This is a genomic window from Amycolatopsis sp. NPDC104863, from assembly GCF_055582965.1.
In genome coordinates this window covers 115,206-131,870 of the sequence record NZ_JBVJOW010000006.1, presented here as the reverse complement: position 1 = coordinate 131,870, position 16,665 = coordinate 115,206, and the positions used below count along the sequence as shown (strand labels likewise).

Annotated in this window: 15 protein-coding genes; 5 read left to right on the top strand and 10 right to left on the bottom strand. The window is 69.8% G+C overall.

The annotated features are described in order from the left end of the window. Window positions 1–8: 8 nt before the first annotated feature. The 7 genes from ACZ63J_RS31285 to ACZ63J_RS31255 all read right to left on the bottom strand — a co-directional run bounded on the left by ACZ63J_RS31285 (window position 9) and on the right by ACZ63J_RS31255 (window position 6,512). Window positions 9–929 carry an anti-sigma factor RsbA family regulatory protein gene (locus tag ACZ63J_RS31285; protein WP_465399451.1) on the bottom strand — a complete coding sequence of 307 codons (921 nt, stop codon included), beginning with the start codon at window positions 927–929 and terminating at the stop codon, window positions 9–11. Window positions 930–982: 53 nt separating this feature from the next. Then, complete coding sequence (locus ACZ63J_RS31280) at window positions 983–1,402, bottom strand: hypothetical protein (protein WP_465399450.1); 420 nt, start codon at window positions 1,400–1,402, stop codon at window positions 983–985. Between the two features lie 50 nt (window positions 1,403–1,452). Further along, a complete protein-coding gene (gene clpX, locus ACZ63J_RS31275) occupies window positions 1,453–2,748 on the bottom strand; it encodes an ATP-dependent Clp protease ATP-binding subunit ClpX (protein ID WP_465334709.1) in 1,296 nt (431 codons plus the stop codon). A gap of 228 nt (window positions 2,749–2,976) precedes the next feature. Beyond that, window positions 2,977–3,630 carry an ATP-dependent Clp protease proteolytic subunit gene (locus ACZ63J_RS31270; protein WP_465313160.1) on the bottom strand — a complete coding sequence of 218 codons (654 nt, stop codon included), beginning with the start codon at window positions 3,628–3,630 and terminating at the stop codon, window positions 2,977–2,979. Window positions 3,631–3,655: 25 nt separating this feature from the next. Beyond that, window positions 3,656–4,261: a ClpP family protease gene (locus ACZ63J_RS31265; RefSeq protein ID WP_465313161.1), complete on the bottom strand. Its 606-nt coding sequence runs from the start codon at window positions 4,259–4,261 to the stop codon at window positions 3,656–3,658. Between the two features lie 138 nt (window positions 4,262–4,399). Then, entirely contained in the window at window positions 4,400–5,791 is a 1,392-nt protein-coding gene (tig, locus tag ACZ63J_RS31260; protein ID WP_465399449.1) for a trigger factor, read from the bottom strand. Between the two features lie 130 nt (window positions 5,792–5,921). Beyond that, a complete protein-coding gene (locus ACZ63J_RS31255) occupies window positions 5,922–6,512 on the bottom strand; it encodes a TetR/AcrR family transcriptional regulator (protein ID WP_465399448.1) in 591 nt (196 codons plus the stop codon). A 138-nt stretch (window positions 6,513–6,650) separates the two neighbouring features. Between ACZ63J_RS31255 and ACZ63J_RS31250 the strand changes: the two genes are divergently transcribed. Both ACZ63J_RS31250 and ACZ63J_RS31245 read left to right on the top strand, forming a co-directional pair. Continuing rightward, the gene (locus ACZ63J_RS31250; protein WP_465399447.1) at window positions 6,651–8,750 is read left to right on the top strand and encodes a fatty acid desaturase; all 2,100 of its coding nucleotides are present in this window, start codon (window positions 6,651–6,653) and stop codon (window positions 8,748–8,750) included. 20 nt (window positions 8,751–8,770) lie between these two features. Further along, a complete protein-coding gene (locus ACZ63J_RS31245; RefSeq protein ID WP_465399446.1) occupies window positions 8,771–9,586 on the top strand; it encodes a hypothetical protein in 816 nt (271 codons plus the stop codon). A 36-nt stretch (window positions 9,587–9,622) separates the two neighbouring features. Here the strand turns inward: ACZ63J_RS31245 and ACZ63J_RS31240 are convergent, their stop codons facing one another. After that, window positions 9,623–10,165: a hypothetical protein gene (locus ACZ63J_RS31240; RefSeq protein WP_465399445.1), complete on the bottom strand. Its 543-nt coding sequence runs from the start codon at window positions 10,163–10,165 to the stop codon at window positions 9,623–9,625. Between the two features lie 175 nt (window positions 10,166–10,340). Between ACZ63J_RS31240 and ACZ63J_RS31235 the strand changes: the two genes are divergently transcribed. From ACZ63J_RS31235 to ACZ63J_RS31225, 3 genes are all read left to right on the top strand, one after another. Next, the gene (locus ACZ63J_RS31235; protein WP_465399444.1) at window positions 10,341–11,870 is read left to right on the top strand and encodes a sensor histidine kinase; all 1,530 of its coding nucleotides are present in this window, start codon (window positions 10,341–10,343) and stop codon (window positions 11,868–11,870) included. A 4-nt stretch (window positions 11,871–11,874) separates the two neighbouring features. Continuing rightward, complete coding sequence (locus tag ACZ63J_RS31230; RefSeq protein ID WP_465399443.1) at window positions 11,875–13,743, top strand: glycosyltransferase family 39 protein; 1,869 nt, start codon at window positions 11,875–11,877, stop codon at window positions 13,741–13,743. A gap of 101 nt (window positions 13,744–13,844) precedes the next feature. Next, window positions 13,845–14,402: a GNAT family N-acetyltransferase gene (locus tag ACZ63J_RS31225; protein WP_465399442.1), complete on the top strand. Its 558-nt coding sequence runs from the start codon at window positions 13,845–13,847 to the stop codon at window positions 14,400–14,402. Here the strand turns inward: ACZ63J_RS31225 and ACZ63J_RS31220 are convergent. Together ACZ63J_RS31220 and ACZ63J_RS31215 are read right to left on the bottom strand one after the other, a co-directional pair. Then, complete coding sequence (locus tag ACZ63J_RS31220) at window positions 14,347–15,525, bottom strand: hypothetical protein (protein ID WP_465399441.1); 1,179 nt, start codon at window positions 15,523–15,525, stop codon at window positions 14,347–14,349. The two genes, ACZ63J_RS31225 and ACZ63J_RS31220, sit on opposite strands and share 56 nt — an antisense overlap. Beyond that, window positions 15,522–16,577 (bottom strand): helix-turn-helix domain-containing protein, encoded by a 1,056-nt coding sequence (locus ACZ63J_RS31215; RefSeq protein WP_465399440.1) that lies wholly within the window; start codon window positions 16,575–16,577, stop codon window positions 15,522–15,524. The genes ACZ63J_RS31220 and ACZ63J_RS31215 overlap by 4 nt, the downstream gene beginning before the upstream one ends. Window positions 16,578–16,665: the final 88 nt, after the last annotated feature.

The following is a 16,665-nucleotide window of genomic DNA, read 5'->3' as shown; positions in this document are numbered from 1 at the left end:
CGGCCGGCTCAGCAGGTGAAGTGGACCCGGGTGGTCGTGCGGCCCGGGATCCAGTACGTGCGGACCAGGTCGGCGAGCCGGTGCACCAGCAGGAGCCCGCGCCCGCCCAGCGTCGCCGCCGGCGGCGGGACGCGGCCGGCCAGCGGCTCGGTGATCGTGCCCGCGTCGGTCACCTCGGCGACCACCTGGCGTTCTTCCGTCCACAGGCGCAGCACGCCGGTGCCACCGCCGTAGAGGACGCTGTTCGTGGTCAGCTCCGCGATCGCCAGCGCGAAGTCGTCCCGGCGGGGCCGGCGCAGGCCGTGACGGGCGGCCCAGATCTCCGCGAAGCCGCGCAGCGACGCCAGCTGGGCGACGTCGAACCGGCGCTCGACCGCCACCGACGGCGGCACCAGCGGCCGGGTGAAGTCCGCCCGGGCGCCGTCGGGGTCGAAGCGGGCGCTGGGCGCCCGGCCGCTCGAGGCCCAGAGCTCGGGGTGGGTGCGCTCGACGTCGGCCAGGACCTCCGGCGGCAGCGCCGCGACGTCGTAGGGGCAGAGCACGGCGACGTCGCGGCCGGCAAAAGCGTGGTTGACGACGACCTCGTGCAGCACGCACTCGGGGTATTCGACGTCCGTGCGGGCGGCCCACATCGGCTCCCCCACGATCCGCACCCGGCTCGAGTGCTCGCCGGCGAAGGAGAGCAGGACCGACGGCAGGATGGCGCCCGGATTGCGGCCGGCCTCGCACATGTCGATCAGCCGGACGTGGGACGCCCGGGCGCCCAGGGCGTTCTCGAGGAGCTTCAGGTTCCGCTCCGGCACGGCCACAGCCACGGGTTCACCCTGGTCGAGGCCTTCGACCAGGAACGGAACGACGCCATCGAGATACTCAGTGTCACCACGGTAGAGCAGTGCGGGATGCCGGAACGGTCCGCGCGCATCTGCCACGGGAATTTTTTACCCAAAAACGGGTGAACTCAAACGGGCCGGAAGGAGGGAGTTCACTCCACCCAGCGGCCGACGACCGAAATCAGCCAGAAGCCGACCATGGTCGCGAGCGCGAACAGCAGCACCCAGCCGAACAGCTGACGTCGTTCGGTCACCCCGCGCGCCTGCCACAACCCGTAGCCCGCGACGAGGAACAACGGCACCGGGATCAGCGGCAACGGCGACAGCCGCGCCACCACCCCGACGACACAAGTGCCGGTGAACACGGCCAGCACGCCCATCAGGACGCGGTTCAGCCACGTGTACCGGTCGAAGACCGACGCGATCACGCGCTCGCTCAGCTCGAGGAACCCCGGAGCCGTCCCGGCCGGGGCACCCTCGGCGGGCGCCGGGGCCGGCTCCGGCGGAGGCGGCGCCTGCACGCCTCCACCGGGGACCGTGCCCCCGGAGCCCGGGAAAGAGTCAGCAGTCATTCAGCTTTCCTGTCGGGTCTCCGGGCCGGGGTGGCCCGGAGACACCCGGGTCAGGCCGACTTCTCGCCGCGCTCGCTGCGCGCGCGCCTCGTCGGCTGCCGGGCGACGATCGTCGGGTTCACGTTCTCCCGGACCGTCTGCTCGGTGATGACGACCTTCGCCACGTCGTCGCGGCTCGGGATGTCGTACATCACCGGCTGGAGCACTTCTTCCATGATGGCGCGCAGCCCGCGGGCGCCGGTCCCGCGCAGGACCGCCTGGTCGGCGATCGCTTCGAGCGCGGTCTTGGTGAACTCGAGCTCGACGTTGTCCATCTCGAAGAGCTTCTTGTACTGCTTCACCAGGGCGTTGCGCGGCTGGGTGAGGATGCTGACCAGCGATTCCTTGTCCAGGTGGTTGACCGTCGCCACGACCGGGAGCCGGCCGATGAACTCCGGGATCAGCCCGAACTTGATCAGGTCCTCCGGCATCGTGTCGGAGAAGACGTCGCTCTCCTCGATCTCGGACTTCGTGCGGATCTCCGCGCCGAAGCCGAGGCCGCGCTTGCCGACCCGCTCGTTGATGATCTTCTCCAGCCCGGCGAACGCGCCGGCCACGATGAACAGCACGTTCGTCGTGTCGATCTGGATGAACTCCTGGTGCGGGTGCTTGCGGCCGCCCTGCGGCGGGACCGAAGCGGTCGTGCCCTCGAGGATCTTCAGCAGCGCCTGCTGCACACCCTCGCCGGAGACGTCCCGCGTGATCGAGGGGTTCTCCGACTTGCGGGCGATCTTGTCGACCTCGTCGATGTAGATGATCCCGGTCTCGGCCCGCTTGACGTCGTAGTCCGCCGCCTGGATGAGCTTGAGCAGGATGTTCTCGACGTCCTCGCCGACGTACCCGGCCTCGGTGAGCGCCGTGGCGTCCGCGATCGCGAACGGGACGTTCAGCAGCTTCGCCAGGGTCTGCGCGAGGTAGGTCTTGCCGCACCCGGTGGGGCCGAGCATCAGGATGTTCGACTTCGCGAGCTCGACCGACTCGTCCTTGGAGTCCTTCGGCCCGGCCTTGTCGTCCGCCTGGATCCGCTTGTAGTGGTTGTAGACCGCTACCGCGAGAGTCCGCTTGGCGTCGTTCTGGCCGATGATGTACTGCTCGAGGAACTCGTGGATGTCGGCGGGCTTGGGCAGCTCGTCGAGCTTGACGTCGCCGGCCTCGGCCAGCTCCTCCTCGATGATCTCGTTGCAGAGGTCGATGCACTCATCGCAGATGTAGACCCCGGGGCCGGCAATGAGCTTCTTCACCTGCTTCTGGCTCTTCCCGCAGAAAGAACACTTCAGCAGGTCTCCGCCGTCACCGATCCGTGCCATGGCCGTTGACCTCGTCCCCTCCGGCGCGGGTTTCCGCGCCTGACGTGTGTTGCCAGTGTGCGGCCCCGGTCACGGACGACCTGGCGGAGCCTCACGCATTGCCACTGACGGTACCCGTCCGATGCCCTGGGCGGGAACACCCACAAGCTCCGGGAGCACGTCAGAGGACGACCCTAAACCAGGAGGCCGGTGTGTGTCGTCTTCTCGACACACACCGGCTCGGCGGATCTACAGCGCCGACGCCTTGCGGTACGGGAGCACCTCGTCGATGATGCCGTACGCCTTGGCGTCCGCGGCGGTCAGGATCTTGTCCCGCTCGATGTCGGCCCTGATCTGGTCGGGATCCTTGTTCGTGTGCTTGGCCAGGATGATTTCCATCTGGCGCCGCATCCGCTGGATCTCGTTCGCCTGGATCTCCAGGTCGGAGACCTGGCCGTAGCTGCCCTCGGTGGCGGGCTGGTGGATCAGCACCCGCGCGTTCGGCAGCGCGAACCGCTTGCCCGGGTTGCCGGCGGCGAGCAGCACCGCGGCCGCCGAGGCGGCCTGGCCGAGGCAGACCGTCTGGATGTCCGGCCGGATGTACTGCGCGGTGTCGTAGATCGCCATCAGCGAGGTGAACGAGCCACCCGGCGAGTTGATGTAGATCGTGATGTCGCGGTCCGGGTCCTCGTGCTCGAGGTGCAGCATCTGGGCCATCACGTCGTTGGCCGACGCGTCGTCCACCTGCACGCCGAGGAAGATGATCCGCTCTTCGTACAGCTTGTTGTACGGGTTCGACTCCTTGACGCCGTAGCTGGTGCGCTCGACGTACGACGGGAGGATGTACCGCGACTGAGGGACGGAAGGTGACCGGAAGTCACCCGGGAGCCTGAAGTTGCTCATGGTGAAGTCTCCTTGGTGCTTCGGCTCAGTTCGAGCCCGGACGAGCGATGTTGGCGGTGAGGACGTGGTCGACGAACCCGTAGTCCTTCGCCTCCTGCGCGGTGAACCAACGGTCGCGGTCGCCGTCCTTGATGATCTGCTCGACCGTCTGCCCGGTCTGGTCGGCCGTGATCTTGGCCAGCTCCAGCTTCCACTTGTTGAACAGGTCGGCCTGGATCGCGATGTCCGAGGCCGTGCCGCCGACACCGGCCGAGGGCTGGTGCATCAGGATCCGCGCGTGCGGGAGCGCGTAGCGCTTGCCCGGCGTGCCCGAGGAGAGCAGGAACTGCCCCATCGAGGCCGCCATGCCCATCGCGTACGTCGCGACGTCCGGGCGGATCAGCTGCATGGTGTCGTAGATGGCGAACCCGGCCGTGACCGAGCCACCCGGCGAGTTGATGTAGAAGCGGATGTCGGACTCGGCGTCGTCGGCGTCGAGCAGCAACAGCTGCGCGGTGATCCGGTTGGCGATCTCGTCGTTGACCTCGGAACCGAGGACGACGATGCGCTCCTGGAGCAACCGCTCGAACACCGAGTCGGTGAGGGTGAGCCCTGCGGTTCCGGTCCGCGCCTCGGGCGTGTGCTGCGTCACGTCTGCCTGCCTTTTCGCCGGCGGCGGCCCGGTGCTGACGGCCGCCGCTGTCGTTTCAGATGCTTGAGATCTTGTATCCGACCCTAACGAACTTGGGCGGTGCAGAATGCCTGACACCGCCCAAGTTCGCTCACAGCTTCACTCCGCGGGAGTCTTCGCCGCCTCGTCGGTGACCTGCGTCTCCTGGGTTGCCTCGTCGGCGGCCGGCTCGTCGTTGCCGAACAGCTCCGAGAGGTCGACCTCGGCGCCCGAGCCGTCGGTCACGGTCGCCTTCCGGACCACGGAGGCGAGCGCCTTGCCGCGGCGGACGTCGGCGTAGATCGCGGTCAGCTGGCCGGACTGCTGGGCCCGCTGGACGTACTCGTCCGGGCTGATCCCGAAGCGCTGGGCCTGGTAGATGATCCGCTCGGTGAGCTCGCCGTCGTTGACCGACACCTCTTCCTTGTCGGCGATGGTGTCCAGCAGCAGCTGCGTGCGGACGGCCTTCTCCGACTCGGTGCGGGTCTCGGCGTCGAACTCTTCGAGCGTGCGGCCTTCGGCCTCGAGCGCCTGCGCGAACTGCGCCTCGTCGTGGTCGAACGGGTGGATCGCGTCGTGCTTGCGGTTCTCGATCTCGGAGTCGAGGACCTTCTCCGGGATCGGCACCTCGGTGCGCTCGAGGAGCTCGTCGAGCACCTTGTCGCGCGCCTGGACGCCCTGCTGCATCTTCTTGACGCGGGCGAGGCGCTCGCGCAGGTCGCCCTTGAGCTCGTCGATCGTGTCGAACTCGCTCGCCATCTGGGCGAACTCGTCGTCGGCCTCGGGCAGCTCACGCTGCTTGACCGACTGGACGGTCACGGTCACCTCGGCGTCCTTGCCGGCGTGGTCGCCGGCGACGAGCTGGGTGGTGAACGTCTTGGTCTCGCCGGCGTTCGCGCCGACGATCGCCTCGTCGATGCCGTCCACGAGCTGGCCGGAGCCGATCTCGTAGGACAGGCCGCTGGTGGCGGCCTCCTCGACGGCCTCGCCGTCGACGGTCGCGGCGAGGTCGATCGAGACGAAGTCGCCGGTCTCGGCCGGGCGCTCGACGCCGGTCAGCGTGCCGAAGCGGGCGCGCAGCTCGTCGAGCTGCTCGTCGACCTCCGCGTCGGTCAGCTCGACGTCGTCCACGGTGACCGCGAAGCCTTCGAGGTCGGGCAGCTCGATCTCCGGGCGCACGTCGACCTCGGCCGTGAACTCGAGGACGTCGCGGTCCTCCAGCTTCGTGACGTCGAACTCGGGGTTCCCGAGCGTGCGGACCTCGTTCTCGCGAACGGCCTCGATGTACTTGGCCGGGATGGCCTCGTTGACGACCTCGTCGAGCACCGGGCCACGCCCGATCCGGCTTTCCAGGACGCGAGCGGGCGCCTTGCCGGGCCGGAAGCCCGGGATGCGCACCTGCTGGGCGATCTTGCGGTAGGCGCGGTCGAAGTTCGGCTTGAGCTCGTCGAACGGCACCTCGACATTGATCTTGACTCGCGTCGGGCTCAGCTGCTCGACGGTGCTCTTCAAGGTCTTCTCCTCGAGCGGTAACGATTGTGGTGAGACAATCCTGCGGAAATGGCCCCTGGTCACCTGCAGACCGGGACGTCCGAGTCTAGGCCAGTGGCCCGCGCCGCCGGGCCGGGGGCCACCTGCGGCGTCAGGCGCCGAGCATCCGGCCGATCACCCAGCGCATCTGGCCGCTCGCGTGCTCGGCCGAGCCGCTGGGCTGCACCAGGTGCGAGAGCAGCAGCCGCATGAACGCCTCGACCGCGACCGCCCACTCCGAGGGCGTCAGCCGCACCTCGGGGTAGGCCCGCGCGAAGACGGCCGCGACGGCTTCGACGGCCCGCCCGAGCACGGCCTCGGGCTGCGAGGTGAGCAGCGGGAGGAAGTCGTCGCGGCCGCCCTGCGCACCGCCGAGCGCGATCTCGAGCAGCGGGTTGGCGCGGGCGGCTTCGAGGGTGTGCCGGAACGCGGCGGTGACGCCGGCGACCGGGTCGTCCGGGTGCGCGGCGACGTCCCCGTTCACCCGCTCGACGAAGCGGTCGGTCTCGCGCAGCATCAGCGCCTTGGCGAGCTCGGTCTTGGACCCGAGCTCGTTGTAGACGGTCTGCCTGCTGACGCCGACCCGCGCGGCGAGCTTGCCCATCGTCACGGCGGCCCAGCCGTCGGCGTGGATGACGTCGGCCGCCGCGGTCAGCAGCTTTTCCCGGGTGGGCGCCGGGGCCGGGTGGGTGACCGCCTTCACACGGCGAGCTTACCCGCCGGTTCGGTTCCGCTGGCCGACACCTTTTTTCGAAGCCTGCCGTAACGTTTACATCCGGCTTTGAGTTGTCTACGGTGACTCCCGCCTGGCCAGGAGCTTCTCGACTGAGGAGACCACTCGATGACCGCCGCCGTCACGCAGCCGCACGAGTCCGCCACCTCGGCGGCGCCCTCGTCCGGCACAGTGCGCGCACGCGCGGTGCCGGCGCCCCGGATCTCGCTGCCCGCCGTTTCGGTGCCCACGCTGGCGCTGTTCGCCGGCGCGCTCGCGGTGTGGGTCTCCTCGACCTGGCTGCTGCTCGCCGGGCTGCTGCCGGCGGCGGCGACGGTGCTGCTGAACACCGCCGTGACCTTCGCGATGTACACGGTGGTGCACGAGTCGGCGCACCACTCGGCGGGAAAGCTGACCTGGGTCAACGAGGTGCTCGGCCGGCTCGCCGTGCCGTTCGTCGCGGCGTACGCGACGTTCCCGGCGCTGAGGTTCGTCCACAGTGAGCACCACCGTCACACCAACGCCGGCCACGCCGATCCGGATGCCTGGGTGTCGCGCGGCCCCGCCTGGCAGCTGCCGCTGCGCTGGTCGACCCTCGACTTCTCCTACGCACGCTGCTACGTCGCGCGGCTGCGGTCGCGGCCGCCGCACGAGCTGGTCGAAGGGCTGGTGATGCTCGCCGCGGCGTTGTCGGCCGTCATCGCGCTGATCGCGAACGGCCACGGTGTGGAGCTCCTGGTCGTGTACGTGCTGCCACAGCGGTTGGGGCTGGTTCTGCTCGCCTGGTCGTTCGGCTGGCTGCCGCACCACGGTCTGCCCGCCGCGGCGAGCTCGTGCGGCCGGTTCGGCACCACCCGCGTCCGCATCGGCCTCGACCGGCTGCTGACACCGCTGTTGCTGGCCCAGAACCTCCACCTGGTGCACCACCTGCACCCGGCGGTCCCCTTCCATCGCTACCGGCGGGTCTGGCTCGAGAACCGCGAAGCCTACTTGGCCCGCGACGTCCCGATCAGCACCGCCTGGGGCCGAGACCTGACGGTGGCGGAGTACCGGCTGGGGGTGGGGCTCGAGATCACGCCCGAAATCATCGTGCCCGCGCCGGCGCCGCCGCCGCTCGGGCCGAGCCGGTTCCACCGCCTGCGGGTGGCCGCGGTCCGGCCGCTGACCGCGGACGCCGTCGCGGTCACCTTCGCGGTCCCGCCGCACTTGGCGGCGGAGTTCCGGTTCACGCCGGGCCAGCACGTGGCGGTCCGCGCGGTGGTCGACGGCCGGCCGGTGCGGCGGACGTACTCGATCTGCGCGCCGGCGGGGTCCGGCGAGCTGCGGATCGCGGTGAAGCGTCGTCCGGGCGGGGCGTTCTCCGGCTTCGCGACGACGACGCTGGCCGCCGGTGACCACCTCGACGTGCTGCCGCCGTCGGGCGGGTTCACGCTCACGCCCGATCCTTCGCGGACCGCGCACTACGTCGCGCTGGCCGCGGGCAGCGGCATCACGCCGGTGCTCTCGATCCTCGTCAGCGCGCTGTCGGCCGAGCCGCACAGCCGCGCGACCCTGTTGTACGTCAACACTTCGGGGGCGACGACGCTCTTCGCGCGCGAACTGGGTGCGCTCGCCGACGGGTTCGGCGGCCGGCTGCACGTCGTCCACTACCGCACCGACGAGCGCGACCCGGACCTGCACACGCACCGGCCGCGGCAGTTCGACACGGTCGGCGAGGCACTGGCGATTTCGCACGAGCGGTACCAGCGCGGACGCCTCGACGGCACCCGCCTGCGCGCCCTGCTGCAGAACCGCCTCCACCCGGCGAAGGTCGACGAGTGGTTCCTCTGCGGCCCCCGCGGCCTGATGGAGCTGGCCCGCCGCACCCTGGCCGACGCGGACGTCCCGGAGGAGAACGTCCACTTCGAACTGTTCCGCGGCGCGGCCCCGTTACGAGACCCGGCGGGCGCGCCGGCCCAGGTGTCGGTGACCCTGGGCGGCACGCCGACGACCGTCGCGGCCGAAGCGGGCGAAACGGTGCTGGACGCGGCGCTGCGAGCGGGTCTCGAGGTGCCGTACTCGTGCACCGGCGGCGCGTGCGGGACCTGCCGCGCGACGCTGCTGCAGGGCCAGGTCGACATGGACGTGCGGTATGCACTGACGGAGGACGATGTGGCGTCGGCCCGGATCTTGACGTGCCGCTCCCGCGCGACAACTCCGGAAGTCTCCGTCGACTACGACCGCCGCTGACCCGTGCGTAGAGTCGCGGCGTGCGGGGATACCCCATCGACCTGAGAAGTGATGCGCAGCGTCTGCGGGCTGCGCGAAGCCTGCTCGGCGACTTCGAAAACACCGCCGGCCGGGTCGTGGCGCGCCTCACCGGCGAGCGGGTGTTCATCCAGGACGACAACAGCTGCGACCGGACGCCGGACATCAGGATCGAACACGGCGACGGCCGGATCAGCCATGTCGAAGTCACCGCGGACGTCGACCCGAAGTACGCCGAGATGGTCATGCGGCTGAGAACGCCGGGGTCGGTGTACCCGGAGATACCCGGGCGTATTCCGGCGCCACGCCTCGACCGGGTCTGGTTCGTGACGCTGTCCGCCGCAGCGAACCTCGCCAAGCTACGCAGAACCCTTCCCGACCTCATCACCGCGGCCACAGAGGACGAGCTGCGAAAGCTCGGCATCACTCGCGCCTCATGGCGACCGGCGGCCGACGGCGCGGCCGAGATCCTGCTGTACCCCGAAGGAACCGAAGGCCCGACCGACGTGACCTGGGAGCAGTGGCACCAGGCGCTGAGCCGGCTCCTGTGCGCAGACCGGACCATGGCGAAGTGCCGGAAGCTGGAGCAGGCCGACGGCACCGGCAAGCACCTCTTCCTCGGCCTGACCCACACCAGCGAGTGGGAGCTGTACTTCCCGCTCTCCCTGGAGGTCACCGATTTGCCGTCGAAGCCACCGGCCGCACCTGACTACCTGACCCACTGCTGGATCATGAACGCCCACTCGCCCGGCCGCTGCCTGATGTGGTCCAGGGACCGGGGCTGGCTCGACACCCACGGACACTGGCGCACCGAATGACCGGGTGGCCCTGCCCCAGGGCCACCGCAACCTCGGTCAGCCGGTCCGGGTCGGCGCCCCCGCCGGCGGTGCCCCCTGACCTCCCGCATCGCCGTCGGTCACCGACGTCGCGGTCGCCGTGTCGCCGGACTCCGTCGCCACCACCGTGACCGTGTCTCCCGTCGCGAGGCCCGTCGCCTGGGCCGACGTGATCGTGTACGTCTTCGAAAAGCCGTCATCGCTCTTCGCGGTCAGGGACGTCGCGCTCAGCGCCGTCACCTCGCCGGTCTGCGTGATCTTCGTGACGTAACCGCCGTTCCCGTCCGAGGCGACGTACTCGCCGTGCAGGGTCGACCCCAAGGCGCCCATGCCGCCCGGGCCGCCCGGCATCCCGCCCGGTCCGGCGGCCGTCGTGCTGTCGGTGGCGGCGGACGACGACGCGGCCCAGACCGCCGCTCCGCCGCCGGCCACGATCACCGCCGCGACGGCGCCCGCCGCGACCTTCTTCCCGGTCGACCAGGCCGGGCGGGAAGGTGCGCCCGGCGCCGGTGCGCCGCCCCACGCCTGGTCCGAAGTGGACGGTGCCTGCGGTGTGGTCATGTCGTGCTCCTTAACGAGATGCTGCGATGGGATCCACCGTGGGGCCGCTCGCTGTGCGCGGACTGTGGTGGGCGTCAGCCGTTCCTGTGACCGGAGGAATCGGGCAGCCGCACCGCACAGCCGCCTCACAGGCAGCACACAACCCGCACACACGGCGCGGACGGACGCTGAACCCATGGCCGCGCGAACCACCACGTCGCACCCCCGCCGGGGGCGGCTTTCGCTGCGCGCGAAACTGACCGGCTCGATGGTCGCGCTGCTCACCGTGGTGTGCCTGATCGTGGGTGTGGTCAGCGAGCTCGCGCTCGACGTGTTCCTCACCCGCCAGATCGACCAGCAGCTGTCCGCCGCGGCGACCCGCTCCCAGGTCTTCGCGAGCAACACCGGCCCGCACGACGGCGGGCCGCAGCCGGACGGCCAGCACCCGCTCGGCCAGAACGTCGGCACGGTGAGCGCCACCTTCTCCGGGCCGCTGCTCGTCCGCGACGACAGCATTTCCGAGCACGGCGAACGGCTGCTTCTCACCTCGGCCCAGCAAGCCGTCATGCTCTCGGTGCCCGCCGACGGCAAGCCGCACACGGTGTCCTTCGCCGAACTCGGCGCGTACCGGCTGATGGCGTTGCCGGTCACCGGAAGCGGCGACGTCGTGGTCACCGGCCTGCCGCTGAAGCCGGTCGACGACACGCTGCTCACGGTCGGGCTGATCCTGTTCGGCGTCGCCGCCGCGGGCGTGCTCGGCGCGGCCTTCCTCGGCGCGTTCGCGGTCCGCCGCACGCTGCGCCCGCTCGACCGCGTCGCGGCCACCGCCGGGCGCGTCACCGAGCTGCCGCTCGACCGCGGCCAGGTGGCGCTGTCCATCCGCGTCCCCGAGCCCGACACCGATCCGCGCACGGAGGTCGGCCAGGTCGGTTCGGCGCTGAACCTGATGCTCGGCCACGTCGCCCAGGCGCTGGAAGCGCGTCACGACAGCGAGCTGCGCGTCCGGCAGTTCGTCGCGGACGCCAGCCACGAGCTGCGGACGCCGCTGGCCGCGATCCGCGGGTACGCCGAGCTGGCCGCCCGCGGCAGCGCGCTGGTGCCACCGGAGGTCGCGCGTTCGATGGGCCGGATCCAGTCCGAGGCCGTCCGGATGACGGCGCTCGTCGAGGACCTCCTGCTCCTCGCCCGCCTCGACGGCGGCCGTCCCCTCGACGTCCGCGAGGTCGACCTGACCCGCCTGGTGGCCGACGCCGTCGGCGACGCCCAGGTCGCCGGCCGCGGCCACCGCTGGCAGCTGGAGCTGCCCCCGGACCCGGTCCTCGTCCTCGGCGACGTCCAGCGGCTGCACCAAGTGCTGGCGAACCTGCTGGCCAACGCCCGCACGCACACCCCACCGGGCACGACGGTCGTGACGACGCTGGCCCGCTCGGCGGACGGCAGCGCGGTCCTCACGGTGACCGACGACGGCCCGGGCATCGCGCCGGACCTGCTGCCGGACGTCTTCGAGCGGTTCGCCCGCGGGGATTCGTCGCGCTCGCGGAACGCGGGCAGCACGGGCCTCGGGATGGCGATCGCGTCCGCCGTCGTGGTCGCCCACCACGGGTCGATCGAGGTGCACAGCCGGCCCGGCCGGACGGAGTTCGCGGTGCGCCTGCCCGTGGCCGTGCCCGCACAGCGAGTGCACAGCATCGGCACAACCCGGCCCCAGCTGGAGACCGGAAGCTGACTTCATGACCGCTCTCGCGTCTCGTGAAACCCCCGCCGTGACCCCTTCCCCGCCGGCCCGCCGCACCTGGCACGGGCCCGCGCTCGCCGTCCTGCTGCTGGCGACGGCGGCGCTGTACCTGTGGGGCCTCGGCGCGTCGGGCTGGGCGAACGCCTTTTATTCGGCGGCCGCCCAGGCCGGTTCGGAGAGCTGGAAGGCGCTGTTCTTCGGCTCGAGCGACGCGGCGAACGCGATCACGGTCGACAAGACCCCGGCGGCCCTGTGGGTGATGAGCCTGTCGGCGCGCGTGTTCGGCGTCAGCGCGTGGAGCATCCTGGTGCCCCAGGCACTGATGGGCGTCGGCTCGGTCTGGCTGCTCTACGCGACGGTCCGCCGCACATCGGGCCCGGCGGCCGGACTGGTGGCGGGCCTGGTGCTGGCGTTGACCCCGGCGGCGGCGCTGATGTTCCGGTTCAACAACCCGGACGCGCTGCTGGTGCTCCTCCTGGTCGCCGGCGCGTACTGCGTGGTGCGGGCGGTCGAGAAGGCGAGCCCGCGCTGGCTGGCGCTGGCGGGCGTCGCGGTCGGTTTCGGGTTCCTGACGAAGATGCTGCAGGCGTTCTTGGTCCTGCCGGCGTTCGCGCTCGCTTATCTGGTGGCAGCGCCGACATCGCTGGGTCGCCGTCTGCTGCACTTGCTGGGCGCCCTGGCTGCAACGCTGGTGGCATCGGGCTGGTACTTGGCGGTGGTGGCTCTCTGGCCGGCGGCGGATCGCCCGTTCATCGGTGGTTCGCAGACCAATTCCCTGTGGGAGCTGGTGTTCGGCTACAACGGCTTCGGCCGCCTCACGGGCGACGAGGTAGGCAGCGTCGGCGGCGGCGCTGGACGTGGCTGGGGTTCCACTGGCCTGACTCGCCTGTTCGGCAGCGAGATGGCGGGCGGGATCGCGTGGCTCCTGCCTGCTTCGTTGCTTGCCCTCGTGGCGGGGTTGTGGTTCACCCGCCGGGCGCCGCGCACGGACCGTTCGCGCGCGTCCCTGCTCCTGTGGGGCGGCTGGCTGGTGATCACGGCGTTGGTCTTCAGTTACATGGGCGGAATCATCCACCCGTATTACACGGTGGCGCTGGCTCCCGCTGTGGGCGCGCTGGTCGGAACGGCGGCAGTACAGCTGTGGCGCCTCCGGTCCAACCCGGCCGCGTCGGGTCTCCTTAGCGGTGGGGTGGCTCTCACAGCGCTTACGACGTACCTCTTGTTGTCAGGTTCGTCCTGGCAGCCATGGCTGGCGCCAACGGTGCTCATCGGCGGCCTCCTGGCGGCGGTGGGGTTGTTCTTCGCGTCGCACCTGACGCGCTGGGCAGCATCGTTCGTGGCGGCATTCGCGCTGGTGGCGCTGCTGTCGGGAACGGGCGCGTACACGCTGGCCACGGCGTCGACCACCCACAGCGGAGCGATCCCCTCAGCGGGCCCATCGTCCGGCTTCGGCTTCGGCGGCCCGGGCGGCTTCGGCGGCGGCCGAGGCGGCGGCCCCGGCTCCCTGCTCTCGACAACCCTCCCCGGCGCCCAGCTGACAGCGTTGCTGAAGCAAGACGCGTCTGAGTACCGGTGGACGGCAGCAACGGTCCTTTCAAACGCAGCAGCGGGCTACCAGCTGGCCAGCGACGCCCCGGTGATGGCGGTGGGCGGCTTCAACGGAACGGACCCGTACCCGACGCTGGAGCAGTTCCAGCAGTACGTGGCCAGCGGCCAGATCCACTATTTCCTCGGCGACGGCATGACGATGCAGGGAAGCACCGGCTCCGACGCGGCCCAGCAAATCGCCGACTGGGTAGCAGAGCACTACGCGGCAACCACAGTCGACGGAGTCACGGTCTACGACCTCACCACGGCCGCTTGAGGCAAGGACCGACGAAAGCAGGGTGAGGGCCAGATGACCTGGTCAACTCCCCGCCGCCTCCTGCACACTGGAAGGACCCCGGCGGACAGGAGCCTCTGCAGATGACCGAGCCCGACGTGCGGCCGGCCCGCTCGGCAGACTTGGATTCGTTCGCCGCGGCCCTGGGTGACGCCCGGTTCCTCACCGATCGGCTCGATCGGCAGCTGAACAACCACGGAGTGCTGTTCTTGGCCTGGTGGGACTGCCGCCCCGCGGGGGACGTCTACTTGTGGCTCGAGAAGGCCGAAGAAGCGCTGATCCAATGGTATTTGCCGCGCGTGCCCCTGATCACGCACCTGGAGGTCGCGCCGGCCCTGCGCAACCGCGGAGTCGGTCAGGCCCTGGTAGAAGCGGCGGAGCAATACCTCGTCGAAAACGGTCGCCGGAAAGTCGCGCTGGCGGTCCGAACGGACAATTCGGACGCAGCGCGACTGTACGACCGGCTCGGCTACCAGGACTGGGGTCACGGCGAGGTCACCTGTTATACGCAGACGACCTTGCCGAACGGCCGGGTCAAGAGGGATCCCGAACGGTGTCACGTGCTGACCAAGGACTTGGTCCCGATCACACCGTCGCCGCGGTCAGAGACTCAGGCGATGGGCGTGTCTCAGGCGTGCTGAGCCGGACACCGGAAGCCGCGTCAGCCCAGGACGGGATTCCCAGCGCTTTGATAGCGTGTTCGATCCCTGAGCCGTCGTGGTGATCGCGCCGAAGTTCGGTGATCCGCTGCCGCCAGCGCACGCAGTCCTCTTGCCAAGCGCGGAGGTACCGTACGCACAGTTCCGGGGTGATGAGTTCGCTGCGGCCGATCGCGGCTTTGAGCGAATCGACCATCCGTGCCTTCTGTGCCGCATCGATCGGCGACGCCAGCACCAGCTTGATGGTGTCCCGGATGATCCGCCGGCGGTCGGCCATGAACTCGCGCCAGTACGCCTCGTCGGCCTGCGCCAGGCCGAGATGGCTGTCCAGCAATCCGAACACCCCTTCGGCCAGGGTGTCGCCCAGTTCCTCACCGCGAGCACGACGTGCGTCGCGGTAGGGATCGTAGGGTTTCTGGACCGCCGTCCCGGTGACCGCCGACCGGCGCAGCTTCATGCCGTCCAGCAGGAAGAACCAGTCTTCGTTGTAGATGTTGGGGAAGAACGAGCTGAACGCCGCTTCCCCGACCGAAAGAGCACCTCCGCCGATGAAGGTGTCCTGTTTTTGCCCGGCGTCACGGATCGCGTGGCACACCACCGAGTTGTCCGGCATACCGGCGTTGGCAAGGCCGACAACCGGGTAGTCGTCGAGCAGCCCGGCGGCGGTGGTGAGGTCCGCTGGGTTCGGCAGCTCGATGTCGTCGTCGAGGAAGAGGATCCGCTTCCAACCGGCCAGCACGGCGATCAGCAAGCCCAGATTGCGCTTGAAGCTCGTGTCGGTCTTCCGGTGGAACCGCGTGAAGCGGACGACGTCGTCCGTCGTGAACTCGGGAACCGCCCGATGGTCCACCAGTTCGATGTCGATGGCGAGCGCCCGGACCCCTGCTCGCTTCGCCTCCAAGGACGCACTTGAAGCGTCCGACCGAAGACTGCACAACAAGAGGACGAAGACATCGCATTCCTTCGCCGCCGCCATCGCCTGCCGCAGATATGCGGCGGGGCGGGCGGTGGGCACGATGATCGCGTCCATCACCGCCCCGGGGGCGTCCCCTGGTTCGAAGTGCGCCAGCAAGTCCTGATGGGACTCGTGCTGCCGCGCGTTCATGCGTCGACCTCGGACCACTCGTGCAACCGGTTCTCCTCGATGGTCCAGTCCGGGGTGAGGCCCTGGCCCTGGAGCACGGGCACCCGGCTGATGATGCTGAACGACTCGGCGTCGCCGAAGCGCTCGCGGAGGTACGCCTCGTTCCGATCCCGGAAGCGGATGTCCGTCAGTGCCCGAACCGCTCCGAGCGTGCCACGACCGTACATACCATTGCATACGGTCACAGTGCGCTTTCGGTTGAACGGAGATACCGCCCGATAGAAATGCGCAACGTCTTCGACCAGATGGCCTTGCGCGTCCAGCTGCGGCACGAACAGTTGCTCGTGGCCGTCCCAGTCCACCCGGAACCCGCCTTCCTCCACGTCGCCGAGCCGGTCGAACTGCTCGACCGGCAGGTCCACGCGTTCGATCACGTCCCGGGTCACGGTGTTCCAATCCACGCCCCCGAGCAGGACGAGGTGGCCCGTGTAGTGGTCGGCGGTCAACTCGTCGGCCGTGTGAAAATTAACCGTGTTGTCGGGGTTCCTCGAACGGATGTGACCGAACAGCTCGATCAGGGCGTCGGGATCCGCGTAGGTGTAAAGCGAGACGAAGTCGGGGCTCTCCGGGTCCGCGTAGCTGAGGTGCTTCCGGTACTTTTCCGGCAAGGGCGCGCATACGATGGTGATGTCCTGGTCGTGGGGGAACGTCCAGGTGTCACGGACCCCCGGCCGGGCCAGGGCGGCGTCCTTGCCCTCCCGCAGCCCGAGCAGTTCCTCCAGCAGCTCCTTGCGCCGGTCCTGCTCCTCGTCCGTCAGTTCTTGAACAGAGAGCACGTGCACGGCTTCCCCGTCCAGGGAGCGCCGCGTCGCGAACAGCGATGCGTACGCCTCCAGTCGCCTGACCGGCGGCCGGACCGGCTTGTCCGCGTTCTCCCAGGACGAGATGAGCGACATGCTGACGCCGCCGAACGCCTGCGCGAGCTGCAGCTGAGTGAGCCCTGCGTCAGGCCACTGCTCTTCGCGCAGCGCTTTGAGGCGGCGCGCGAGCGCTCGAGGCGCGACTGGGGACACAGTCTCCGCCACCCTTCAGCAAATTTCAGTATCACGGAAAGTGGCCAAATCCTACTCCTTGCGGCTCAAGCCACGATGGTCGCCCCGC